The organism is Micromonospora sp. RTBAU3-60 (assembly GCF_054963695.1).
In genome coordinates, this window is the sequence record NZ_JBUEGB010000002.1 from 147,580 (window position 1) to 171,656 (window position 24,077).

19 protein-coding genes are annotated in these 24,077 nt (G+C 70.8%); 9 read left to right on the forward strand and 10 right to left on the reverse strand.

All coding sequences use genetic code 11. The features are described 5' to 3' along the window. Nucleotides 1–51 precede the first annotated feature (51 nt). From dnaB to rpsF, 5 genes are all read right to left on the reverse strand, one after another. Nucleotides 52–2,871 carry a replicative DNA helicase gene (dnaB, locus tag ACY34I_RS02850; RefSeq protein ID WP_462752168.1) on the reverse strand — a complete coding sequence of 940 codons (2,820 nt, stop codon included), beginning with the start codon at nucleotides 2,869–2,871 and terminating at the stop codon, nucleotides 52–54. Nucleotides 2,872–3,595: 724 nt separating this feature from the next. Further along, on the reverse strand, nucleotides 3,596–4,042 hold the full coding sequence (gene rplI, locus ACY34I_RS02855; protein WP_462752170.1) for a 50S ribosomal protein L9: 447 nt from the start codon (nucleotides 4,040–4,042) through the stop codon (nucleotides 3,596–3,598). Between the two features lie 14 nt (nucleotides 4,043–4,056). Next, nucleotides 4,057–4,296 (reverse strand): 30S ribosomal protein S18, encoded by a 240-nt coding sequence (gene rpsR, locus ACY34I_RS02860; protein ID WP_013289355.1) that lies wholly within the window; start codon nucleotides 4,294–4,296, stop codon nucleotides 4,057–4,059. Nucleotides 4,297–4,337: 41 nt separating this feature from the next. Continuing rightward, nucleotides 4,338–4,865 carry a single-stranded DNA-binding protein gene (locus tag ACY34I_RS02865; protein ID WP_187413307.1) on the reverse strand — a complete coding sequence of 176 codons (528 nt, stop codon included), beginning with the start codon at nucleotides 4,863–4,865 and terminating at the stop codon, nucleotides 4,338–4,340. 80 nt (nucleotides 4,866–4,945) lie between these two features. Continuing rightward, nucleotides 4,946–5,236, reverse strand: coding sequence for a 30S ribosomal protein S6 (rpsF, locus tag ACY34I_RS02870; RefSeq protein ID WP_046563719.1), 291 nt, complete (start codon nucleotides 5,234–5,236; stop codon nucleotides 4,946–4,948). Between the two features lie 667 nt (nucleotides 5,237–5,903). Between rpsF and ACY34I_RS02875 the strand changes: the two genes are divergently transcribed. Together ACY34I_RS02875 and ACY34I_RS02880 are read left to right on the forward strand one after the other, a co-directional pair. Further along, the gene (locus ACY34I_RS02875; protein ID WP_462752174.1) at nucleotides 5,904–6,686 is read left to right on the forward strand and encodes a deoxyribonuclease IV; all 783 of its coding nucleotides are present in this window, start codon (nucleotides 5,904–5,906) and stop codon (nucleotides 6,684–6,686) included. Further along, nucleotides 6,683–9,016 carry an ArnT family glycosyltransferase gene (locus tag ACY34I_RS02880; protein ID WP_462752176.1) on the forward strand — a complete coding sequence of 778 codons (2,334 nt, stop codon included), beginning with the start codon at nucleotides 6,683–6,685 and terminating at the stop codon, nucleotides 9,014–9,016. Before ACY34I_RS02875 ends, ACY34I_RS02880 begins: the two co-directional genes overlap by 4 nt. A gap of 211 nt (nucleotides 9,017–9,227) precedes the next feature. Here ACY34I_RS02880 and ACY34I_RS02885 read toward each other — a convergent pair whose 3' ends face one another. The 3 genes from ACY34I_RS02885 to ACY34I_RS02895 form a co-directional block, all read right to left on the reverse strand. Next, nucleotides 9,228–10,769, reverse strand: coding sequence for a glycosyltransferase family 87 protein (locus ACY34I_RS02885; protein WP_462752178.1), 1,542 nt, complete (start codon nucleotides 10,767–10,769; stop codon nucleotides 9,228–9,230). A gap of 118 nt (nucleotides 10,770–10,887) precedes the next feature. After that, a complete protein-coding gene (locus ACY34I_RS02890; RefSeq protein WP_462752180.1) occupies nucleotides 10,888–13,722 on the reverse strand; it encodes a transglycosylase domain-containing protein in 2,835 nt (944 codons plus the stop codon). Between the two features lie 194 nt (nucleotides 13,723–13,916). Beyond that, nucleotides 13,917–14,381 (reverse strand): DUF5318 domain-containing protein, encoded by a 465-nt coding sequence (locus tag ACY34I_RS02895; RefSeq protein ID WP_462752182.1) that lies wholly within the window; start codon nucleotides 14,379–14,381, stop codon nucleotides 13,917–13,919. 174 nt (nucleotides 14,382–14,555) lie between these two features. Between ACY34I_RS02895 and ACY34I_RS02900 the strand changes: the two genes are divergently transcribed. Further along, nucleotides 14,556–15,194: a PadR family transcriptional regulator gene (locus ACY34I_RS02900; RefSeq protein WP_148793748.1), complete on the forward strand. Its 639-nt coding sequence runs from the start codon at nucleotides 14,556–14,558 to the stop codon at nucleotides 15,192–15,194. 24 nt (nucleotides 15,195–15,218) lie between these two features. Next, a complete protein-coding gene (locus tag ACY34I_RS02905; protein ID WP_462752185.1) occupies nucleotides 15,219–16,298 on the forward strand; it encodes an inositol-3-phosphate synthase in 1,080 nt (359 codons plus the stop codon). An 82-nt stretch (nucleotides 16,299–16,380) separates the two neighbouring features. Here the strand turns inward: ACY34I_RS02905 and ACY34I_RS02910 are convergent, their stop codons facing one another. Next, the gene (locus ACY34I_RS02910) at nucleotides 16,381–16,860 is read right to left on the reverse strand and encodes a methylated-DNA--[protein]-cysteine S-methyltransferase (RefSeq protein WP_462752187.1); all 480 of its coding nucleotides are present in this window, start codon (nucleotides 16,858–16,860) and stop codon (nucleotides 16,381–16,383) included. A gap of 70 nt (nucleotides 16,861–16,930) precedes the next feature. Here ACY34I_RS02910 and ACY34I_RS02915 point away from each other — a divergent pair, with 70 nt between their 5' ends. From ACY34I_RS02915 to ACY34I_RS02930, 4 genes are read left to right on the forward strand one after another with little or no spacing between them, the layout of a single operon-like run. Continuing rightward, entirely contained in the window at nucleotides 16,931–17,455 is a 525-nt protein-coding gene (locus ACY34I_RS02915; RefSeq protein WP_462752189.1) for a SigE family RNA polymerase sigma factor, read from the forward strand. Further along, nucleotides 17,452–18,552 (forward strand): TolB-like translocation protein, encoded by a 1,101-nt coding sequence (locus ACY34I_RS02920; protein ID WP_462752191.1) that lies wholly within the window; start codon nucleotides 17,452–17,454, stop codon nucleotides 18,550–18,552. Before ACY34I_RS02915 ends, ACY34I_RS02920 begins: the two co-directional genes overlap by 4 nt. Before the next feature lie 39 nt (nucleotides 18,553–18,591). Continuing rightward, nucleotides 18,592–19,113, forward strand: coding sequence for a hypothetical protein (locus ACY34I_RS02925; protein WP_462752527.1), 522 nt, complete (start codon nucleotides 18,592–18,594; stop codon nucleotides 19,111–19,113). Nucleotides 19,114–19,140: 27 nt separating this feature from the next. Continuing rightward, nucleotides 19,141–20,649, forward strand: a complete 1,509-nt coding sequence (locus ACY34I_RS02930; protein WP_148793754.1) for a flotillin family protein — start codon at nucleotides 19,141–19,143, stop codon at nucleotides 20,647–20,649. 88 nt (nucleotides 20,650–20,737) lie between these two features. Here the strand turns inward: ACY34I_RS02930 and ACY34I_RS02935 are convergent, their stop codons facing one another. Then, the gene (locus ACY34I_RS02935) at nucleotides 20,738–22,198 is read right to left on the reverse strand and encodes a CCA tRNA nucleotidyltransferase (RefSeq protein ID WP_148793755.1); all 1,461 of its coding nucleotides are present in this window, start codon (nucleotides 22,196–22,198) and stop codon (nucleotides 20,738–20,740) included. Between the two features lie 129 nt (nucleotides 22,199–22,327). On the opposite strand from ACY34I_RS02935, the gene murJ reads away from it, so the two are divergent. Continuing rightward, nucleotides 22,328–24,067 carry a murein biosynthesis integral membrane protein MurJ gene (murJ, locus tag ACY34I_RS02940; protein WP_462752194.1) on the forward strand — a complete coding sequence of 580 codons (1,740 nt, stop codon included), beginning with the start codon at nucleotides 22,328–22,330 and terminating at the stop codon, nucleotides 24,065–24,067. The last annotated feature ends 10 nt before the right edge of the window (nucleotides 24,068–24,077 follow it).

The window sequence follows — 24,077 nt, forward strand, 5'->3', positions numbered from 1 at the left end:
TCGTCTTCCTGGTAACGGCGTTCGGGGCGGGAAGTCATCGCGGCGGGAGGGTCAGACGATGGCCATGTCGACGAAGCGGGACAGGTGCAGCTGGGCCGCGACGGTCACCGTGTCGGTGGGGCCATTTCGGTGCTTGGCCACGATGAAGTCCGCTTCCCCGGCCCGCGGCGACTCCTTGTCGTAGTAGTCGTCGCGATGCAGGAGGATGACCACGTCGGCATCCTGCTCAATTGATCCCGATTCGCGCAGGTCGGACAACTGGGGCCGCTTGTCGGTGCGCTGCTCGGGGCCACGGTTCAGCTGGCTCACCGCGATCACCGGGCACTCGACCTCCTTGGCCAGCAGCTTGAGGCCACGGGAGAGGTCGGCCACCTCCTGCTGCCGGCTCTCGGTGCGCTTCGGGGAGGTCATCAGCTGGAGGTAGTCGACCACGATCAGCTTGAGGTCGTGCTTCTGCTTGAGCCGCCGCGCCTTCGCCCGGATCTCCATCAGGTTCATGCTCGGCGTGTCGTCGACGAAGAGCGGTGCCTCGCTGATCTCGCCCATGCAGCGGGCCAGCTTGGTCCAGTCGTCGTCGGAGAGTTGGCCGCTGCGCAGCACGTGCAGCGGTACGCGCGCCTCGGCCGAGAGGAGTCGCATGACGATCTCGACCTTGCTCATTTCCAGCGAGAAGATCGCCGAGGCTTGGTTGGAGCGAATAGCAGCATTTCGGGCAAAGTCCATGCTCGCCGTGCTGTTGTGCGTCGGGATCATGGACCGGCCGGCCAGGTAGAGATGGTCCGGGTTGTCCACCGTGACGCAGCGCACCGGGACGCTCGTCACCGGCCGGACGTCCACGATGAACCGGGCAGTGGTCCGGATGTCCGAGGATGTCCTCCGCCGCGCCGTGTGCGCCGTGCTCTTGCGCGGCAGACGGAAGACCGCGTCGGGCGTGGAGAAGTTGAGGGTGTACGCGGTCGACGAATCCTCCGTCCGTCCCCGCACCCGCTTCTCGTTGATCGTGCACCGGTAGCCGAGGCTGACCACCAGTTCCCTGACGCCCTCGATGAGGCGCTTGGAGGTGGACGTGTATTGGAGGTTCCCCGCCGGGGCGACCGTGCCGTCGGTGTCCATCAGGCCGGCGAGCAACGCTCGACGCTGCGCCTCCGAGGCTCGGAGGTACTCCTGCGGGATGTGCTTCTCCTGCGCCACGCCGGCCTGCCGAAGCAGCGCCAGGAAGGACCCGTTCCGATCGTGGCACTCAGCGCATCGACGCGTCGCAGGGTTCTCCCGAAGCGCCCGGGTGGAGCAGCCGCAGTCGACACAGGTCCGATCGGGGTTGGCGGTGGGAGCGGGCAGCACGACGGTGTAGACCATCGGCCCGCTGGGGCGTACCACGAAGCCGTCCTGCGTGACCAGGTCGACCATCTCCGGGTCGGCGCTGGTGAAGCGGCTCGCTCCGGTGTGCCCGTCGCCGAGCCACACCCCGAGGGTGTACGGCGGAACCACCAGGCCCCGCTCGGGGAGCTGGAGCGGCGCGCAGTTCTCCACCGCGTGGTTCAGTCGACGATCAGCCGTGTCCGTACGCAGGGTTGCAGCAATCTGCGCGGTCGTCACCACACCGTCGTGGCGCGCCCGGGCGCCGTCGTTGACGTGCCGCTCGGCCCGCTCACGGAGGCCGGCCAGAAGCGCGCCGACCGGATAGCCGGGCGCGGTCCAGTTCCGCACCTTGCCGGCACGGGTAACCGGCCGACTGACCCGGCCGTTGGCCCCCAACTGCGGCGCCACGGTGTGCAGCACGTTGCGGAACTCGGGGCCGACCTGCTCGATGGTCTGCGCGAGCGTGACCAGGCGGTGCGGCTCCGCTCCGGCCGTCGCCGCAGCCGCCCACACCTTGGCCAGCGACTCCTCCGACCAGTAGTGGCGCAGGCGCGCCTCCGGCTGCCGCCGGCTGGCCCGGGTGGTCGTCTTCCAGAGGTGCTCGGCGTCCGCCACGATGACCGAACCATCGGAGAACTCGACCTCGTAACACGGTCGGTCGTACATGACGTCGAAGACTGCCGTGATGGTGGTGGGGGTGCCGTCCGCGGCAAGCAACTTGTCTCCGACTGCCACCTCACCCATGGTGGTCCAGCCCTCGGGGGTGGGAAGCGGGGTGTCGAGCGCAAGCGCCTTGCCCAAACCAGGCCGGCCGGCCACGATGATGAGTTGGCCCGGGTGCAGGCCGTTCAACAGCCGGTCGAGGTCGCTGAAGCCGGTCGGTACCCCGGTCATCACGCCGCCCTGGGCGCCCACCGCCTCGATCTCGTCGAGGGTCGGCTGGAGCATGTCGGCCAGGACGGCGAAGTCCTCGCTGACCCGCTTCTCGGTCACCTCGTAGACGGCCTGCTGCGCGAGGTCGACGATGTCGTCGACGTCCCGGCTGCCGCCCTGGCCGGTGCCGTAGCCGAGCTGGACAATCTTGGTGCCGGCCTCGACCAGCCGGCGCAGCACGGCCCGCTCGCCGACGATGCGCGCGTAGTAGGCGGCGTTGGCGGCGGTGGGCACGCTGGCGATCAGCGTGTGCAGGTAGGGCGCGCCGCCGATCCGGGCCAGGTCGCCGGAGTCGGCGAGGGCGGCGGCGACGGTGATCGGATCTGCGGGCTCGCCGCGGCCGTAGATGTCGAGGATGGCGTCGAAGATCGTGGCGTGCACCGGGCGGTAGAAGTCGTTGGACTTCAGGATCTCCACGACGTCCGCGATGGCGTCCTTGGAGAGCAGCATGCCGCCGAGGACACACTGCTCGGCGGCCACGTCCTGGGGCGGTGTCTTCTCGAACTGTGCGTCCCGCTGCGCGGGCGCGGGCGGCGGCCCCCCGGTCCGCTCCGTCCGCGTGTCGTCGCTGACCGACACGGGTCCCCCCTCGCTGCGTCGGGTCGAGTCCAGCTCTGCCGCCAGGCTCTGACATCTCCGACGACCCTCCGGTCGATCGGGGGCCACCGCCCGGACGGTCGGGGGACCACGATACGGAACCCGAGGTCAGGCCCTCAACCATGCCGGTGGACGAGCCTCGGGACAACCTGTGGATGTTTGGGGAAGGACATGTGCGCAGCGTGTGCGTAGGGTGTGGACAAGTGATGGGGAATTCCAGCCCGAACGCCTCTGACCTGCGGTTATGTAATCCACACCCTGTGGACGACAGATTTCCGGTCGAGCCTGCGCGCTGTTCGTCTCGTAGCATCTCTGCGAACGGCTACACCTGGACAACGGATTGCACCTTCGGTTGAGAAGGGCCACGCTCCGGCCGTTAGATACCGGGACCGGGGAGGCGGGGAGGGCAGCCCGAGCGAGCGCCAGCCCCGTCGACGGTGATGATCAGCGCGGCGACCGGCCAGCCGATCGGCTGATCGGACGACGGCTCCAGGTCACGGCGCAGCGTAGGACGGGCCTTCATTCGGTCCGGAGCGCCGCCTGGGCGGCGCGGAGGCCGAATCATGGCCGCCAGCCGAGCTGGGGTCATCGGACGATGGCTTCAGGTCGCGGCGCGTAGACGCGCCGAACCGGAGCCGTCGGAAGGGACATGCGGAAGGGCCCGCACCGGTCTCCCGGTACGGGCCCTTCCGTCGTGCTGTCTGCGTCAGCTCGGGGTGACGTTCAGGTTGAACTTGGCGGTCACCTCGGGGTGCAGCTTGATGCTCACCGGGTAGGAGCCGGTCGACTTGATGTGACCGGGCAGCTCCAGCCGGCGGCGGTCCAGGCTCGGACCGCCGGCCGCCTTGACGGCATCGACGACCTCGGCCGGGGTGACCGAGCCGAAGAGCCGGCCACCGTCGCCGGCGCGGGCCTTCAGGTTGACCTTCAGGCCTTCGATCTGGGCCTTGACCTCGTTGGCGTGGTCGAGGTCGCGGATCTCCCGGGCCGCGCGGGCCCGCTTGATGACCGTGACCTGCTTCTCCGCGCCCTTGGTCCAGGCGATCGCGAAGCCCTGCGGCAGCAGGTAGTTACGGCCGTAGCCGTTCTTCACCTCGACGATGTCGCCCGGAGTGCCGAGGCCGGACACCTCCTGAGTCAGGATGATCTTCATGTCCGCGCCTCCTCTCAGCGGGTCGTGGCCGTGTACGGCAGGAGCGCCATCTCGCGGGCGTTCTTGACCGCACGGGCGATCTGCCGCTGCTGCTGCGAGGTCACGCCGGTCACCCGCCGAGCGCGGATCTTGCCGCGGTCGGAGATGAACTTGCGCAGCAGCGCGGTGTCCTTGTAATCGATGTAGGTGATCCCGTCCTTGTCGAGCGGGTTCACCTTTTTCTTCGGCTTGCGCAGTGCCGCAGCCTTGGCCATTGCTCTTGCTCCTGGTTTGCGATCGCGGGCGCTCGGCGCCATTAGAACGGGGGCTCCTCGTCGAAGTTTCCGCCGCCCGAACCACCGCGCGAGGGAGCCGGGGCAGCCGAGGCCCAGGGGTCGTCGAAGTTGCCTCCGCCGCCCTGGCCACCACCACCACCACCGAAGCCGCCTCCGCCGCCCGAGCGGGACATCTTCTGCACCTTCGCCGTGGCGTAGCGCAGGGATGGGCCGATCTCGTCGACCTCCAGCTCGATGACGGTGCGCTTCTCACCCTCGCGGGTCTCGTACGACCGCTGACGCAGCCGGCCGGACACGATCACCCGGGCGCCGCGCTGCAGCGACTCGGCGACGTTCTCGGCGGCCTGCCGCCAGACCGTGCACGAGAGGAACAGCGGCTCGCCGTCCTTCCACTCGCCGGACGCCTTGTCCATGAAGCGGGGCGTCGAGGCGACCCGGAACTTGGCGACCGCCGCCCCGGAGGGGGTGAACCGCAACTCGGGGTCATCGGTCAGGTTGCCGATGACCGTGATGGTGGTGTCTCCTGCCATGACCATCTCCTCGCGCACTCATCTCTGTGCCCTACAGGCTCTCAGAGCCCTCCGACAGCGTCGATGAGGCTTGATCCGGACGTGCCGGGTCTAGATGCTCAGCGCATCTCCGGGCGGATGACCTTGGTGCGCAGCACCGACTCGTTGAGTCGGAGCTGACGGTCCAGCTCAGCCACGGCCTCCGGCGACGCCTGGAGGTCGATGACGGCGTAGATGCCCTCGGCCTTCTTGTTGATCTCGTACGCGAGGCGCCGGCGGCCCCACACGTCGGTCTTCTCCACCGAGCCACCCGCGGTCCGGATCACGTTCAGGTACGTGTCGAGCGACGGGGCGACGGTGCGCTCCTCGAGGCTGGGGTCGAGGATCACCATGACTTCGTAATGACGCAAGACGTGCTCACCTCCTGTGGGCTAAGCGGCCACGGTCCTTCCGTGGCAGGAGGTCGTGCGTCGTGCCCGTGACCGGCAGCGGGGGGACCCGGCCGGGCGCGGACAACCGGACCAGGATACCCGGTCCGGACGATCATGCCCGGGCCGGTCGTACGCGCTGCCCGGACGCGGCGACAGGGGCCCACCGCCGGCGTCGCGTACCGGTGGTGGACCCCTGTCCACAGGGCCGCGGGGCGTCCCGTCCGCATTCCTTGGGTGGGACCTGGGGAGGAACGACCACACCGATGAGGTTGGATCGAGGACGCCCCGCGGAGCTTTATCGTGTTGTCATCTGGTCTGACCATACAACGGCTCTCGTCACCTCTTGGGGGAAATGGAGGAATTTGCCCCACCGACCTGATGTCCGGTCGTCGGGTCTGACGAGTCGGATCCCGCCCCGTCGTGCCGGGCCGCACGGCGGGGCGTCCCGTTTCCGGGGGTCTTCCCTGCACCCGTGCCCGCTGTGGATTCGGGCCCGGGTGCAGGGTCGACCGTCGATCCCACCTGGAAAACGAGTGCCCGGCCGCCGGGTGACGGCCGGCGCGGCGCCGCCCGCGCACGGCGCCGCCCGTACGCGGGCACGCCGCGGTCGCCCCGCACGTCGGGGGCGCGACGTAGGCTGCCCTGCATGCGAATCGGAGCCCACGTCGATCCGACCGACCCGTTGGCCGAGGCGACCGCCCGGGACGCCGACGCCGTCCAGTTCTTCCTCGCCGACCCGCAGGGATGGAAGGCCCCGAAGCCCCGGGAGGACGCCGACCGGCTGCGCGACGCGGGCGTCGACCTCTACGTCCACGCGCCGTACGTCATCAACGTGGCCACCCTGAACAACCGGATCCGCATCCCCAGCCGCAAGCTGCTCCTCGGCCACGCGGCCGCCGCGGCGGCCGTCGGCGCCAAGGGCCTCATCGTGCACGGCGGCCACGTCAACGCCGGCGACGACCTCGCCGTCGGCTTCGACAACTGGCGCAAGACCTTCGCGTACGCCGCGGACTCCGGCGGCTTCCCGCTCCCGGTCCTGATCGAGAACACCGCCGGCGGCGACAACGCCTGTGCCCGGCACCTCGACGCGCTGGCCCGGCTCTGGGACGCGCTCGGCGACTACGAGGTGGGCTTCTGCCTGGACACCTGCCACGCGTACGCCGGGGGCGAGGAGTTGCTCGGGCTGGTGGACCGGGTCAAGGCGATCACCGGCCGGATCGACCTGATCCACGCGAACAACTCCAAGGGCGCCTTCAATTCCGGGCAGGACCGGCACGACAACCTGACCGGCGGCACCATCGACCCTGAACTGGTGGTGGCGGTCATCCGCGCGGCCGGCGCGCCGGTCATCGTGGAGACCCCGGGTGGCACCGAAGGCCAGGCGGCGGACATCGCCTTCCTGCGCGAGCAGTTGGGCAAGGCGGCATGACGACGGAGCAGTCCGACACCACCGACGGCGGTCGCCCCGCCGGGAGTGACCCGCGGCCGTCCGCCGACAGCAGCGACCCGGACGCTCCCGCCGCGGCGGCCCCCGAGCCGGTCGTCCGGCAGCCCGGCGCGGACACCGTCCCCACGGCGGCGAAGGCGGCCGGCGGAAGAGCCGCTACGGCGGCGAAGGAGCCGGCCACCGGAACGGTCGCCACCTCGACGAAGGACACAGCCACCAAGGACATCACAGCGACCGCCGGCTCGCCGCCGGCCACGGACGCGGATGCCGGCCCGGGCCGCTCCGGGTCCAGGGCCGGCACGACGGCCGCGGCCGGGACTTCGGGAAACGGTCAGCAGACCGACGCGACAGCGGCGGCCGCGACTTCGGGGAAGAGTCAGCAGACCGACGCGACCGGCACCGCGAAGTCCGCCGGCGGGGCCGACCCGAAGGAGACCGCGAAGTCCGCCGAGGACCCGGCCGGGAAGGCCGATCGCGGCGACACCGCCGCCGACGCAGCCGGGAAGAAGGGCGAGGACAAGTCGGCTACCGCATCGGCGGATCCGTGGTCGGCCTTCGGCCCGGCACCGGACCCGGTGCTCACCCGGCCCCGCCGGGCGGTCCGCGCGGTGGGGCGCTTCCTGGTCCACGAGTGGACCCTGGCCACCGTCGCCTCGCTGGTGCTGGCCGTCCTGATGACCTGGCCCACGCTGCGCTACCCGAGCTACACGCTGCCACAGGACTACTGGGATCCGAGCCTCCAGGCCTGGCAGATGGCCTGGTCCGGGCACATCCTGCTGACCAACCCGGCGCAGCTCTGGCACTCCAACACCTTCTTCCCCGAGTCGTGGAGCTTCGCCTTCTCCGACACCTTGCTCGGGTACGCCCCGGCCGGCATGCTCGGTCACGGTCCCGAGGCCGCCGTGCTGCGCTACAACATCATGTTCGTGCTGGCGCACGCGCTCGCCACGCTCGGGGCGTACGCGCTGGCCCGGCAGTTGGGTGCCGGCCGGATCGGGGCTGCGGTGGCCGGCGCCGCCTACACATACGCGCCGTGGCTGCTCGCCCAGGCCGGGCACCTGCACATCCTCTCGAACGGCGGCATCCCGCTGGCGCTGGCGATGCTCGCTCGCGGCCACGGCTGGTCCCTGCGGTACGGCTACCGCCCGCACCGCCGCCATGCCGGTTGGGCGTTCGCCGGCTGGCTGGTGGCGGCGTGGCAGCTCAGCCTGGGCTTCGGCATCGGGCTGCCGTTCGCGTACCTGCTGGCCGGCATCGTGCTGGTCTCGGCCGTGATCTGGTTCGCCCGGCGCTGGGTGGTCCGACCGGTGAAGCGCCCGTTCGGGTGGCGACTGATCCTCGCCGACGCGCTCGGCGGGTTGCTCTTCGCCGCGGTGGGCGCGCTGCTGGCTTTGCCGTACTTCACGGTCGCCCAGCAGCACCCGAACGCGGCCCGGACGATCGCCGACATCGAGATCTACTCGCCGCCGGTGAGCGGTTTCTTCACCGCCCCGGCGGAGTCGCGGATCTGGGGCCCGCTGCACGAGGGGGCGCGGGCGGTGCTGCCCTGGCACCCCGAGATGACGCTGCTGCCCGGCTTCGTGCTGTACGCCCTGGCCGCTGGCGGGCTCTTCTTCTCCGTCTGGCGAGTCCGGCACCGGCTCTTCCTGCTCGCCGGGGTGCTGGTGACGATGGCGCTGGCCATGGGCACCCGGTTCTTCGGCGGCCGGTTCAGCTACGTGCCGCTGTTCGACTACCTGCCGGGCTGGAACGGGCTGCGCACCCCGGGCCGAATGATGCTCTGGGCCACGCTCCTGCTCGGCCTGCTCGCGGCGGGCGCGGTCACCGCGTTCTGCGCCCGGGTACGCGAACTGGCCGCCGAGCGGGTCCCCCCGTGGCCCGGGCCGTGGCTGCGCCTGGCCACCCTGCTGCCCCTGGTGCTGGTGATCGTGGAAGGGCTGAACGTCACCCCGCATCCGGTCGTGCCGGTGCAGCCGGCCGTGATGCGTACGGTCGATGGCCCGCTGCTGGTCCTGCCCAGCAGCCAGAACCTGGACCAGCCGGTGATGCTCTGGTCGACCACCCGGTTCCAGGAGATGGTCAACGGCGGCAGCGGCTTCACCCCGGACAGCCAGGCCCGGGTCCGCGACGCTGTCGTCGGCTTCCCCGACCAGCCCAGCATCGCCTACCTGCGCGAGCTGGGGGTGAAGACCGTGGTCGTGCTGCCTGGGCAGCTCGCCGGTACGCCGTGGGAGGGGCTTCTCGACCGGCCTTCCGACGGGCTGGGGGTGACTCGCTCGGAGGTTGGTGACGCTGTTGTCTTCCGTCTCTGAGCTGCTTCTTGCTCGGGGTGGGGTTTGCGGGGAGCCCAGCCGGCTCCGGGCGGTCAGGCTTGATCCCTCCGCCAGCTGGGCTCCCCGCAAACCTGACAACAGCTGGCCGTCCCTTTACCTGGGCATGAGGGCGGCTCGGATGGATTGAGTTCCCCGGGTTTCGGGTGAGTCTCCGGGGCGGCTCGGATTTGGTTGGTGCTCTTCTGTCTGGTCAGGCGGTGATTGGTTCGGCGGGATGGTCCGTGGTGGCGGGGCGGTGGCGCCAGCGGAGGTACCAGCGGGCATCTTCGGCACCGTTGAGGACCCCGCCGTCGGGGTCGTCGGCGTAGGTGGCCCGGACCGCGTCCCGCTCGGGGCGCAGGATGTCGCGGATCACCAGGCCGCAGAGCACCGCGACGGTGATGAGGCGCAGGCTGGCGGCCAGCACGAAGACGCCCTCGGGGAAGACCGGCCGGCTGGTGGCCGTGCCGAGCAGTTCGCCGTAGAAGGCGGCGAAGTAGCAGACCTCGGCGATCTGCCAGGCCAGGAACGCTCCCCAGCGCGGTCGGGCGAGCACCGCGAGCGGCAGCAGCCAGAGCACGAACTGCTGCGACCAGACCTTGCTGAAGATCAGGAAGGCGGCGACCACCAGGAAGGCGAGCTGCGCGAGCCGGGGCCGGCGCGGGGCCAACAACGCCAGCGCGGCCACCCCGAGGCAGGCCAGGCCGAACAGCAGGTACGACACCCAGTTGAGGGTGGGGACGTGGGCGTTCAGCCACTCGAAGGGCCCGAGGTCACCGGGTGCGGCCGGGCTCACCTTGCCGTCCAGATACCGGCCGATGTACCAGAGGGTGCCCCAGTCGATCGGCCGGGTGGTGTTCAGCTCGAAGAACCGGCCCCAACTCTCGCGGTAGGGAATCGCCACCGGCAGGTTCACCAACACCACCGTCACCGCGGCCGTGATGACGGACAGGAGGGCTGCGAGGACGGCCCAGAACCGGCCGACGCGGACCGCGAGCACCAGGATTGGCCCGAGGATGAACAGCGGCCACAGCTTCGCCGCGCCGCCAAGCCCGAGCAGCACCCCGGCCAGGACGGCCAGCAGGGCACCAGCCCGGCCAGGGCGGGTGCGCGCCCAGGCCAGCAGCCCGAACGCGGCCAGCCCGACGGCGAGCAGGTCCCAGTTGACGGTGGCGGTGAGCAGCAGGGCGGGCGCGAGCGCGAACATCGCCGCGTCCCACGGTCGTCGTCGGCGCAGACTGAGGATGACCGCGACGGTGGCGACGGCGAGCACGCTGAGCACCAGGGCGTTGAGGTTGTAGAACCACTGCCCCTGGTTGATGCCCGGGTTGTCCACGCCGAGGGCGTGCACCGGCAGCCCGAGCGCGCCCATGAAGTAGCCGGTCAGCACCGGGTACTCCACCGGATGGTCGGCGTAGGGCACCTTGCCCTCGTTGAGCCCCTCGGCGTAGTAGAGGGCGAGCACGTCCGTGTAGCACATCCGGGTGTACTGCGTGTTGTTCTGCCAGGCGCCGTCCTGGCAGGGCGACTTCTGCACCCAGTGCAGGGCCAGCGTCAGGCAGGCCAGGGCCAGCACGATCCGGGCGGCGGTCCAGAACCGCCGCTCCCCGCCCGCTGGCCGGTCCAGGGCGGCGGCGTGGTCGCCCAGCGGCCCGCCGATCAGTTCCGAGGCGCCCCGGACGAAGCCGTCCGAGCGGGACGGGTGGTCCACAGTCCCGGTGTCGTCGATTCCTGCCGTCGACTGGGTGCTCATGGAGAGGCATCCTGCCGTACGTCGGGCTCCGCGTCCCGCCTCGACCGCAGATTTCCGGTGCTCGGATACGCCGACGGCGGCCGGACCAGTGGTCCAGCCGCCGTCGTGGGTGCTGCGATCAGTACGTCTGTCTCGGGGGTGTGGTCGGCAGAAGGCCACCACCGGTGCCGCCGTTGCCGCCGCCACCCGGACCGCGGGGGTCGGTCGGCCAGGTGTTCCCACCGCCATTGTTGCCACCGCCGTTGTTGCCGCCGCCGTTGTTGCCGCCGCCGTTCGGGCAGAACAGGCCGAGCGGGTTGTCGCAGCCCGGCTGGGTCGGCGCCGGGGGTGGCGGCATCTCGCCGTTGCCGGTGTCGTCCTTGCCGACGTTCGCAGCGGGCGGGAAGTCCTTCTTGTCCATGCCCTTGAGCGCGTCGTTCATGAACCGCTGGAAGATCGCACCGGGCATGCCGGCGCCGCTGATGTTGGCCCCGCCCTTGGTCTTGATCGCCTTCCGGTCCTTGACGTTGCCGACCCAGACGGCGGTGGCGAGCTGCGGCGTGTAACCGATCATCCAGGCGTCACCGTTATCAGTGGTCTTCGCGTTGAGTTCCCAGGTACCGGTCTTCTCGGCGACCTTCCGACCATTGGCGAGCGGACGGTGCGACGACTTGGCCGGGTACTGCTCCAGCACCGAGGTCACGTCGGCCACGATGTCCTTGGAGATCCGCTGCTCACCCTTCTTGCTCGGGCCCGAAAGCGGACGCCACTTGCCGGTCTGATCCTGCTGCTCCACCTTCTTGATGAAGTGCGCCTTGTGATAGACGCCCTGATTGGCGAAGGTGGCGACGCCGTTGGCGTGGTCCAGCACAGTGATCGGGTACTGGCCGTAGCCGATGACGTTGAAGAACGGGTTCGGGGCCAGTTCCTTCGGGTCCGCCTTGGTCAGGTCGTACCCCTTCGCCGGGTTGGTGTCCGTGCGCCACATCGTCGTGACGCCCGCCCGCTTGGCCATGTCGAGGACCTTGTCCGCGCCGATCTTCTCGGTGATGTAGTAGAACGGCACGTTCAGCGACTTCAGCGTCGAGAGTTCGAGCGTGCAGGAGTCGCCGCAGGAGACCTTGTCGGCGCCGGCGTTACTGACCTTGAACTCGACCCCCTCCGGGGTGAACGCCGTGCCCTTCCACCGCGACTTGATGGAGATGCCCTCCTTGAGGGCCGCCGCGAGGGTGTAGATCTTGAAGCTCGATCCCGGCGAGTGGCCGCCGCTGACCGCGCCGTTGCTGTCGTAGTTCTTGCCGGCGTAGTCGGTGCCAGTGCCGTCGTCACCGCCGTAGTAGGCGCGCACCTCGCCGCTCTGCGGGTCGATGGACACCACTGCCGCCATCAGATTCGTCGGCTGGCCGTCGAGCTCCGACCCCTTCGACTTGCGCTGGGCCGCCTCGAGCGCCGCCGCCTGCATCTTCTGGTCGATGGTCGTCGTGATCCGGTAGCCGCCCTTCTGCAACGCCTGGCTGCAGAGCGGCTTGTTTGGGGTGGCCGCGGCCTCGTCGTCAGTGCAGAGCTTGAGGTCCCGCAGCTCGCTCTTGACGTAGTTGACGATGTTGCCGTTCGGGGTCTTGCCCACGTTATCCAGCCCACTGGCGTTCTTCGGCATGGGCTGCAGTGTCTTGGTTGGGTACTCGGTGGGGTGCTGCTGCTTGCCGGGCGCGTCGAGCCACCCCTCGGTGATCATGCCCTGGATGACGTAGTTCCACCGGTCCAGCGCGGCCTGCGGGTTGATCGCCGGGTCGTAGCCCTTGTGGGTGGCGCTCGGCTCGGGCTGCTTAATCAGCGCGGCGAGCACCGCACCCTCCGCCACGGTCAGCTTCGACACGTCCTTCTTGAAGTACGTCTGCGCCGCCGCCTGGATGCCGTACGCGCCCCGGCCGAAGTAGATCACGTTGAGGTAGTGCTGCATGATCTCCGGCTTGGAGTACCGGTCGTTCAGCTTGGAGGCGAGGATCGCCTCCTTCACCTTGCGCGCGTACGTGTCCTGGTTCAGGTTGTCGAACGCGTTGCGGGCGTACTGCTGGGTGATGGTCGAGGCACCCTGCTTGTCGCCGCCGGTGAGGTTGTTCCAGGCGGCCCGCGCGATGCCCTTGTAGTCCACGCCGGAGTGCCGGTAGAAGTTCCGGTCCTCCGCCGCGGCCACCGCGTTCTGCACGTACTCCGGGACGTCCTTGATGTTGACGAAGGTGCGGTTCTCCGCGCCGACCCGGCCGATCTGCTTGCCGTTGCTGTAGAGGATCGTGGTGGACAACGGCGGGGGCGTGTCCTGGGGCAGGATCACGTTCTGCGAGTAGTAGGTGAAGCCGACGACGCCGATGCCGGCGAGCATGATGAAGACGGCGAAGCCGGCGATCAGCATGTTGATCCGCCGGCGCTTCTTCGCCCGGGCCCGCGCGCCCGGGTCGTCGCCGCCCCGACCGCCTCGTCCGGGCCCGGTCGGGCCGCCCGGTCCTCCCGGGCCGCCGCCCGCCATGCCGGGCACACCGGCGCGGGCCACCGTGGCCCGGCCTCCGACGGCCGCCGAGCCGACGCTCGCCCGGCCGGCCGTACCCACGCTGGCCGCGCCGACAGAGGCGCGTCCTGCCGGACCGGCGGGGGACACCGGCACGGAGGCGCGGCCGGCACCGGCCCGGCCAGAGGCTCCACCCGGGGCCGGCGAGACCGGCACCGAGGCGCGGCCCGCGCCGGCCCGGCCCACCGAGGCCGAGCCCGCGGCGCCACGCGGCGTTGGGGCGACGCCGCCGACCGAGGCGCGCCCGCCGGACGCGGAGCCCCGGGGCGTCACCGAGGCTCGGGCCGAGGCACCGCCTTCCGACCCGGATGACCAGCCGTTCCCGTGTGCGCTCCCGCCGTAGTCGGCGTCACCGCTCGGGCCCGGGATCTGGGCCCGCCCACGCGAAGAACTGGAATCGCCGTAGTTCATTCCTCACACCCTGCCGGTCGCGGTGGGGCACGAACGCGCCGCCACCCGGTTGCCGTGAGCTGGAACACGAGACGCTACACCCCGGGCGTGCCGGGGCGCAGTCGTCGAATCCGACCTAATCGGACCAATTAGACCTAAAAGCTGTCGGTCGCCCTGCCCGGGGATCGGGCCGGGTGCGACCTGACCAGCCAGGTTCACCGTTGCGCCTCTCGCCTTCGACGAGGAGTGGAGCCGGTCGACGCGGCCGAGCCGCGCACCGCCTCCTGCTCCGAACCGTCCTCCGTGCCGCCGGCCAGCCCGTCCCGGCCGAGCAGGAACTGCTCGACGAGATGGTTCCAGTCGCAGCCGGGGCAGACCTCTACCACGAAGACCTGGAACTCACGCAGCGTCATCGCCAGGAGCGACAACTCGGCCCGGTTGCGTGCCTGGCCGGCGGACTGCTTGAGCTCGTCTCCGTAAATGTAATGGACGTGAATGAGGTTCTCGCGGCGGCAGATCGGGCAGCGCTCATCGGTGGACTCGCCATGGAACCGGGCAGCGTTTTTCAGGTACGGCGAGGCATCGCAGACGTCGTACGTGCCGATCCGGTTGGCGAGGAGGTCACGCAGCACCGCTCGCTTCCGGAGCGAGTAGTCGACGACCTGGCGCTGCGTACGCATGCGGCAAAGGGTACGCGACACCGCCGGGCGAGGCGACCACCGTCACGATCCGTGACGGTAGCACCGCGTAAACGAAGGTTTGCCCTGATCATGCGTCTCCGCTAACGTGCGATGTATCGGTCCGATACATCGCGGCGGTTACGACTCCGCGCCGGGGGTAAGAAGGGGTGGCCCATGCTCGAGCTAGCCATCCTCGGCCTCCTGCAGGAGGCTCCGATGCACGGCTATGAGCTGCGCAAGGAGTTGGCCGCCAAGCTCGGCGCCATCCGGGCGGCGATCAGCTACGGCTCGCTCTACCCGACCCTGCGCCGGCTGCAGGCGGCGGGCTGGATCACCGAAGCCGCCGAGACACCCGCGACCGCCGAGGAGGTTCCCGCGCTGACCAGCCGACGTGGTCGGGTGGTCTACACCATTACGGCGGAGGGCAAGGAACGCTTTGCCCAGCTCATAGCGCAGGCTGGACCCGAGACGTACGACGACACGGGCTTCGGCGTGCACTTCGCGTTCTTCGCCCGGACCGACCAGGCCACCCGGCTCCGGATCCTGGAAGGTCGTCGTCGCAGGATCGAGGAGCGTCGCGAAGGCCTTCGTGACGTGCTCGGCCGGGCAGCCGAGCGACTCGACGCCTACACCCTGGAGCTGCAGCGTCACGGCCTGGAGGCCTGTGAGCGCGAGGTCCGCTGGCTGGAGGAGCTCATCGCCAACGAGCGCTCCGGCCGAGCCCCGACGGTCCCGCAACCCGGGACGGCCGGCGGCCGACGAGAAAACGACAGCCCGCCCCCGCCTGGAGAGTCCAGGAAAGAGCGGCCGTGATGAAAGAAGAAGGAGGCAGACGCTATGGGCTCCGTCCGCGTCGCCATCGTCGGCGTGGGTAACTGCGCCTCGTCCCTCGTGCAGGGCGTGGAGTACTACCGCAACGCCGACCCGACCGACCGCGTCCCGGGTCTCATGCACGTCACCTTCGGCGACTACCACGTATCCGACGTGAAGTTCGTCGCGGCGTTCGACGTGGACGCCAAGAAGGTGGGCATGGACCTCGCCGAGGCGATCGTCGCCAGCGAGAACAACACCATCAAGCTGTGCGACGTGGCGCCGACCGGCGTGACCGTGCAGCGTGGCCCGACCTTCGACGGTCTCGGCCAGTACTACCGGGAGATCATCGAGGAGTCGGACGCCGAGCCGGTCGACGTGGCCCAGGCGCTGCGCGACGCGCAGGTCGACGTGGTCGTCTCCTACCTGCCGGTGGGCTCCGAGGAGGCCGACAAGTTCTACGCCCAGGCCGCGATCGACGCGGGCTGCGCGTTCGTGAACGCCCTGCCGGTCTTCATCGCCTCGGACCCGGTGTGGGCGAAGAAGTTCGAAGACGCCGGCCTGCCGATCGTCGGCGACGACATCAAGAGCCAGGTGGGTGCCACCATCGTGCACCGCGCCCTGGCCAAGCTCTTCGAGGACCGCGGGGTCGAGCTGCTGCGCACGTACCAGCTCAACTTCGGCGGCAACATGGACTTCATGAACATGCTGGAGCGCAACCGCCTGGTCTCGAAGAAGATCTCGAAGACCCAGTCGGTGACCTCCCAGATCCCGCACGAGATGGCCAAGAGCGACGTGCACATCGGCCCGTCGGACCACGTGCCGTGGCTCGACGACCGCAAGTGGGCGTACATCCGCCTGGAGGGCCGCTCCTTCGGTGACGCCCCGCTCAACGCCGAGCTCAAGCTCGAGGTGTGGGACTCGCCGAACTCGGCCGGCGTCATCATCGACGCCGTCCGGGCCGCGAAGATCGCGCTGGACCGGAAGATCGGTGGCCCGATCCTCTCCGCCTCCTCGTACTTCATGAAGTCCCCGCCGAAGCAGTACGCCGACCACGAGGCGCACGCCGCCGTCGAGGCGTTCATCAAGGGCGAGGTCGAGCGCTGACGCGCTGAACCACCGCACTATCGAGGGCCGGGTCCGTGCGGACCCGGCCCTTCGCGCGTCCCGGCCCACCGGCCGGGGTACGTCAGGACCAGGCGCGTCGCAGCGCCACGCCCGCCTCCAGCTCCAGCAGGGTCACCTTGCGCGGCAGGCCGCCGCCGAAGCCGACCAGCTTGCCGCCCGCGCCGACGATCCGGTGACAGGGCACGATCACCGGAACCGGGTTGCGGTTGCAGGCCACCCCGACCGCGCGGGCCCCGCCCGGGTCCCCGACCGCCTTCGCCACCTCGCCGTAGGTCCGTGTCTCCCCGTACGGGATGAGGGTCATCTCCCGCCACACCGCGCGCTCGAACTCCGACCCCCGGGGTGCCACCACCGGCACGGTGAACTCGGTCAGCTCACCGGCGAAGTACGCGCGCAGCTCGGCGAGCGCGCGAGCGGCCAACTCGTCGCCGGGCCGGTCGGTCGCCGACTCCACCCGGCCGAAGTGCGCCCCGCGGACGGCCTCGCCGTCGGTGGCGACGGAGAACTCCCCGATCGGTGAGTCGAGCACGGTCCAACGCATGCCCCCCATTCTGTCGCCCGGTCGGGCAAAGTTCTCCGCACCCCGTGCGTCTGAGGTACGGAGGTGGGCGGTGGCCGAGGTGACCGATGGGGAGTTCACCGCGTTCGTCAACGAACGGGGGGCCGCCCTGCTGCGCGTCGCGTACGCGCTCGCCGGGGACCAGCACTCGGCGGAGGACCTGCTGCAGAACGCGCTGGCCAAGGCGTACGCGCGCTGGCCGCGGATCCGGGGCGACGCCGAGCCGTACGTGAAACGGATCCTCTACCACGACCAGGTCTCCGGCTGGCGGCGCCGCTCGCGGCGCTCGGAGGTCCCGGTCGCGGAGCTGCCGGAGCGGGCAGCGGTGGGCGACAGCGGCGACGACGCCACCGACCTGCGGCTGCTGCTGCGGGACGCGCTCCGGGCGCTGCCACCCCGACAGCGGGCCGTGCTGACCCTGCGCTACCTGGAAGACCTCAGCGTTGAGCAGACCGCGGCGCTCCTCGGCTGCCGGGCCGGCACGGTGGCCAGCCAGTCCGCCAAGGCGCTGGCCCGGCTGCGCCAACTGGTGCCGGGGCTGGACGAGCTGCCGAGCCGTACGGAGGTGACGCGATGAGCCCGGCCCTGGACGCGACGCTGCGGGCGGTCGTGCAGGACCTCGCCGACGGGGTACGGCCGTCGCCCGACCTGGCCGCCGCGGCGCTGCGCCGAGGTCGCCGGCTGCGTCGCCGCCGGCGGGCCACCACTGCCGGCGCGGCCCTGCTGGCGGTCGTCGCCGTGGCGCTGCCGTTCGTGCTGCTCCGGCCGGAACCGGCCGCGCGACCCGCGGGGCCACCCGCCACGCCGCCCGTGACGGCCACCCCGTCACCACCGATCCGACCCACCCCCGGCCCGGACTGGGTGACGAAGCCGCTGGTGCTGCCCGGCGACTGGGTGGTCACCCGGGCGGGCACCCGAGCTGGTTCGGGCAAGGGTTTCCTACTCGACCGGGGCCGCGGGCGGTACCTCCAGACCGACCGCTACGACGGGATCTTCCCCGCGCCGGCCGGTTCCCTGGTCGCCGTCACCGACAAGAACCGGCCCCGCGACGTCGGCCTGATCGACCTCAGCAACGGAAAGATCCGCTGGTACGAGGTGGGCCGGGCCCTCGCCGGCCTGCAGTGGTCACCGGACGGTCGTCGACTGCTCTTCACCACCAGGCAGGTCGACCACTTCGGTTTCATCGTGCTGGAGACGGACGGCACAAAACAGGCCCACGTGACTGGCTGGCTGGGCTGTACCAACTTCTGCGAATTCACCTGGTTACGGAACGGCCGGGAGGTGGGGCTGACCCTGACCGCCCGCCGGGCGCCGGAGAGCGCGCCGCGGGATCTCGCGAAGGGCGTACAGGTCTTCTCGGCCGACGACGGCCGCCCCACCCGCTTCGTCACCATGCCAGGCGCGCCGGTCGGCCCGGATGCCTGGTCACCGGACGGGAAGCTCGTGGTCGTCCAAGGGCAGGACGAGCCGCTGCTGGTCGAAACTGCGACCGGCCGGGTGGTGAACCCGCTGCCGACCGCCGAGGTGGCCTGGGTCTCCGCCGACCGGCTGCTCTACCGGCGGCCGAACGGGTCGCGGGACTTCGTGCTCGCCGAGCCCACCGGCCGGGAGCTGGTCCGTCAACCACTGCCGAAACAGCTGGTCGATCTTGAGCTGACCGTTGCGCCGAGCTGAGCGTTCGGACAGCCGACGACCTTGCGCGGCATCGATACCGTGCAGGTCGTGGCCACGGGGACGCTCATCTTCCTGATCATCGGTGGAGTCGGGGTCGGCGTGCTGGCGCTCGCCCTGCTCGGCACCGAGCTGTTCACCTTCGGCCATCCGGACGTCGACGGTCCGGTGTCGCTGGAGGCGGTCGCCGGGTTCATCGGCGCGTTCGGCTTCGGGGCCGCCATCGTCAACGAGTTGCTCGGCGGGCGTACCCCCGGGATGATCGCGGCGGCGGTGGCCGGCGGCGTGTTCGCCGCCGTGCCCACCGGGTGGCTGGCGGCCCGGCTCAGCCGCGCGGCCCGGAACATGCGCACGGACCCCACGCCGACCCGGGACCACCTGGTCGGCGCGATCGGCCTGGTGGTGACCCCGGTCCCCGCCGGCGGCTACGGCGAGGTCCGGGTACGCCTCGCCGGCCAACCGGTCAAGCTCAACGCCCGCGCCGACCAGCCGCTCCCGGTCGGCGCCCGGATCTTCGTGGTCGAGGCGCTGAGCGAGACCAGCGTGCACGTCGAGACCTACTAAACCCCCATCGCAGAGACGGGAAGTCCCATGCTCCTGCTCGTCGCCATCGGCGGCGCGGTTCTCCTCGCCGTCCTCCTCATCCTCTTCGTGCTCTCCCGGATCAAGGTGGCCGGCCCGAACGAGGCGTTCATCGTCACCGGCCGCAAGGGTCGGACCACCCAGACCGCCGACGGCGGACGCTCCACCGACATGTCCGGGCAGAAGGTCGTGCTCGGCGCCTCGGTCTTCGTCCTGCCGGTGGTGCAGAAGCTCCAGTCCCTCGACCTCTCCAGCCGCCGGATCGACGTCGGCATCAAGGGCGCGGTGAGCAAGCAGGGCATCCGGACCGACCTGCACGGCGTCGCCATCGTCAAGGTCGGCGGCACCGAGGACGCGATCCGCGCCGCCGCCCAGCGCTTCCTGCACCAGCAGGACGAGATCGACAACTTTACCCGCGAGGTGCTGGCCGGTGCCCTCCGCTCGATCGTCGGGCGGCTCACCGTCGAGGAGATCATCCGGGACCGGGCGGCGTTCGCCAGCGCGGTGGCCGAGGAGGCCGAGCACTCGATGACCAACCAGGGCCTGGTGCTGGACACCTTCCAGCTCCAGGACATCCTGGCCGAGGGGTCCTACCTGCAGGACCTGGGTCGGCCGGAGGCGGCCCGCGTGCTCAAGGACGCCGCCATCGCCGAGGCCCGGGCCCGGCAGCAGGCCGAGCAGGAGCGGCTGCTCGCCGAGGAGGCGATCGCCGAGGCGAACCGGAACCTGGCGCTCAAGCAGGCCGGCATCCAGGCCGAGATCGACGCTGCCAAGGCGAAATCGGCGGCGGCCGGCCCGCTCGCCCAGGCCGAGCGGGACCAGGCGATCCTCTCCGAGCAGCAGAAGGTCGCCGAGCGGAACGCGGAGCTGAAGCAGCGCCAGCTCGACACCGAGGTGCGCAAGCCGGCCGACGCGGCCCGCTACAAGGTCGAGCAGGAGGCCGAGGCGGCCCGCAACGCGGCGGTGCTGCACGCGGACGCGCAGCGGCAGGCCACCATCGCCGCCGCGCAGGCCGCCGCCGAGCAGGCCCGGCTCACCGGTGAGGGCGAGCGGGCCCGCCGGGCCGCGCTGGCCGAGGCGAACGCGATCGAGGGCGCCAAGGAAGGTGAGGCGGAGCAGCGCCGGCGTTCCGCGATCGCCGAGGCGATCGAGCGGGAGGGCCAGGCGGAGGCCGCGGCCATCCTGGCCAAGGGGCAGGCGGAGGCGGAGGCGATGGGCCGCAAGGCCGAGGCGTTCGCCGCGTACGGCGAGGCCGCCGTGCTCGACCTGCTGGTCAAGGTGCTGCCGCAGGTGGTCGAGGCGGCCAGCGCGCCGATCGGCGCGATCGACAAGATGACGGTGATCTCCACCGACGGCGCGTCCTCGCTGACCAAGTCGGTGGCTGGCAACGTGGCCCAGGGCCTCCAGCTCGGCAGCGACCTCACCGGCATCGACCTGGCCGGGCTGCTCGCCCGGCTCGGCGGCGGTACGCAGGCCAACGGCCGGACCGCGGTGGACAGCAGCGCGGTGGAGCACTGACCGATGGCGGCCGGGCCCTCGGCGGGCCCGGCCGCCACACCGCAGCAACGACGGCGCCCACCGGACCCGGTGGGCGCTGTCGTCATTGTCAGTCGAGGACGCCCTGCTCCCGGGCCCACCGCAGCAGCTCCGCCTCGGCCTCCTCGCGGTCCAGCGGGCCGCGCTCCAGGCGCAGTTCCTTGAGGTGCTGCCACGCCTTTCCGACCAGCGGCCCCGGCGGCACGCCGAGCAGCTCCATGATCGCGTTGCCGTCCAGGTCCGGGCGGACCCGGGCCAGATCCTCCTCGGCGGCGATCCGGGCGATCCGCTCCTCCAGCGCGTCGTAGTCGGCCGCGAGCTGGGCCGCCTTGCGCCGGTTGCGGGTGGTGACGTCCGACCGGGTCAGCTTGTGCAGGCGGGGCAGCAGGTCACCGGCGTCGGTGACGTACCGGCGCACCGCCGAGTCGGTCCACTCGCCGCGGCCGTACCCGTAGAACCGCAGGTGCAGCGCGACCAGCTTGACCACCTGCGCGGTGACGTCCTTGGGGTAGCGCAGGGCCTTCATCCGGGCCTTGGTCAGCCGGGCACCGACCACCTCGTGGTGGTGGAAGCTGACCCGGCCGTCCGGGCCGACCGCCTTGGTGGCCGGCTTGCCGACGTCGTGCATCAGCGCGGCCATCCGGAGTACGAAGTCGCAGCCGCCCTCTTCCAGCGCCATCGCGTTGCTGACCACGGTCAGGGTGTGCTCGTAGACGTCCTTGTGCTGGGCGTGCTCGTCGATCTCCAGCTTCAGGCTGGAGAGCTCGGGAATGAACCGGTCGGCCAGCCCGGTGTCGACCAGCAGCCGCAGCCCGGTGATCGGGTCCGCGCCGCAGAGCAGCTTGCTGAACTCGTCGCGGATCCGCTCGGCGGTGATCCGGTCCAGGTCGGCGGCCATCCGGGTCATCGCCTCGCGGACGTCCGGGTGGACGGCGAAGCGGAGCTGGGCGGCGAACCGGGCCGCGCGCAGCATCCGCAGCGGGTCGTCACCGAATGACTCCCGGGGCGTGCCGGGGGTACGGATGATCTTCGCAGCCAGGTCGGCCAAACCGCCGTACGGGTCGGTGAACCGATGGTCGGGGACGCTGACCGCCATCGCGTTGATCGTGAAGTCCCGGCGCTTGAGGTCGTCGACCAGGTTGGTGCCGTACTCGACGATCGGGTTCCGGCTGACCTGGTCGTAGGCCTCTGCGCGGAAGGTGGTGATCTCTAGGCGGAGCCCGGCGCGCTGGCAGCCGATGGTGCCGAACTCCCGCCCGGTCTCCCAGATCGACTCGGCCCAGCCGCGGACGATGGCGAGCGTCTGGTCCGGGAGGGCGTCGGTGCAGAAGTCGAGATCCTCGCCGAGGCGGCCGAGCAGCGCGTCCCGGACCGAGCCGCCCACCAGGTGCAGTTCGTGACCGGCCCTGGCGAACCGTCGGCCGAGCTCGTCGGCGACCGGTGAGACGCGGAGCAGTTCGGCGACGGCGTTACGCTGCGCGGCGGTCAGCTCGCGACGGTCAGCGGCGTGGGAGGCGGAGGCTTCGGACATGGGATCGCCAGCCTATCGGGCGGGGACGGCACCTAATGCGCCGGGCGTGGGTAAGCGGTCGAGGTTGACTAAGGTCATGGGCGTGCGGGCCCGGTGGTCCGGCTCCGACGTACCCCTTGGAGGCTGGAGATGAGCGGCGGGCTGTACCGCAGCGCGAACGCGCACGGCGGCGGCCAGCCGCCGGACGACGGCGCCATCTTCATCTCCGCCGAGCCGCTGAACCAGCCGGGCGTGGAGGCCACTGCGCCACCGCAGGAGGTGGTGGCGGAGACCAGCGCCGCGGCCAACAGCGCGGTGATGGCGATCGGCAGCCTGGTCAGCCGAGGTACGGGCTTCGTCCGCAACCTGATGATCGGCGCCGCCCTCGGCAACGCGGTCGGCAACGTCTACACCACCGCCCAGTTCCTGCCGAACCAGGTGTACGAGTTCCTGCTCGGCGGCGTGCTCACCAGCGTGCTGATCCCGGTGCTGGTCCGGCGGCGCAAGATCGACCCTGACCGGGGCGAGGCGTACGCGCAGCGGCTGCTCACCCTCGCGGTGCTCACGCTGGCCGCCGCCGCGCTGCTGGCGGTGGTCTCGGCACCGGTGCTCACCGCGATCTACGCCGCCGGCAAGGACCCCACGTACAAGGGGCTGGTCAACGACCTGTCCTACCTGATGCTGCCGATGCTGTTCTTCACCGGCGTGAGCGCGCTGATCGCCGCCGTGTTGAACACCCGGGGGCACTTCGCCGCACCGATGTGGGCGCCGATCCTGAACAACCTGGTGGTGATCGGCGTCTTCGGCCTGTACATCGGCGTGTACGGCGCCAAGCCGCTGCAGCCGGGGCAGATGACCCCTGGCCGCATCCTGCTGGTCGGCGGCGGCACCCTGCTCGGCGTGGCGGTGCAGGCCGCCGGCCTGCTGCCGGCGCTGCGCAAGGTCGGTTTCCGGTGGAAGTGGCGGTTCGACTTCCGCGAGCTGGGCCTGCGCGAGCTGGCCCACCTCGGGACCTGGATGTTCTGTTACGTCGGGGTCAACCAGCTCGGCCTCTTCGTGGTGGTCAACCTGCTCACCCGGGCCGCCGGCAAGGAGAACGCCGGCCTGCTGATCTACAACAACGTCTTCCTGCTGCTGATGATGGCGCACGGCATCATCGCCGTCTCGATCATCACCGCGCTGATGCCCCGGATGAGCGCCGCCGCCGCCGAGGGCCGGTTCCGCGCCGTCACCGCCGACCTGTCCCGGGGCACCCGGATGGTCACCGCCGTCCTCGCCCCGGTCGCGGTCTGCTATGCGGTGCTGGCCGGCCCAATCTCGGTCGTGATCTTCCGATACGGCGCCTTCACCGGCGAGAACGCGGTAGCCACCTCGACCGTGCTGCTGGTGGCGGCGGCCGGCCTGGTGCCGTTCGCGATCAGCCAGCTCTTCACCTTCGCCTTCTACGCACTGCCGGACACCAAGAGCCCGGCCATGATCAACATTCCGGTGGTGGCGCTGCGGGTGCTCCTCCAGATCGGCCTCTTCCTCGGCTTCTCGAAGACCTTCGCGGCGGCCGGCATGATGCTCGGCAACGCGATCTCGTACGTGGCGGCGGCAGTGATCTCGGCGATGCTGCTGCGGCCCCGGGTGGGCCGGATCGGGCTGGGCGAGATCATGCGGACCATGGGCCGGGTGCTCGTCGCCGCGCTGGGCGCGGCCCTGGTCGGCCTGCTGGTGGTCAGGCTGCTCCCCGGCGACCCGGGGCACCTGAGCTGGCTGGCTGCCGCGGTCCGGCTGGTGATCGGCGGCGCCGTGATCGGCGCGACGTATCTCGGGCTGGCCATGGCCCTGCGGATCGGCGAGATCACCGAGGTGGTCGGGATGGTCCGCCGCCGCCTCGGCCGCTGACCCGGCCCCC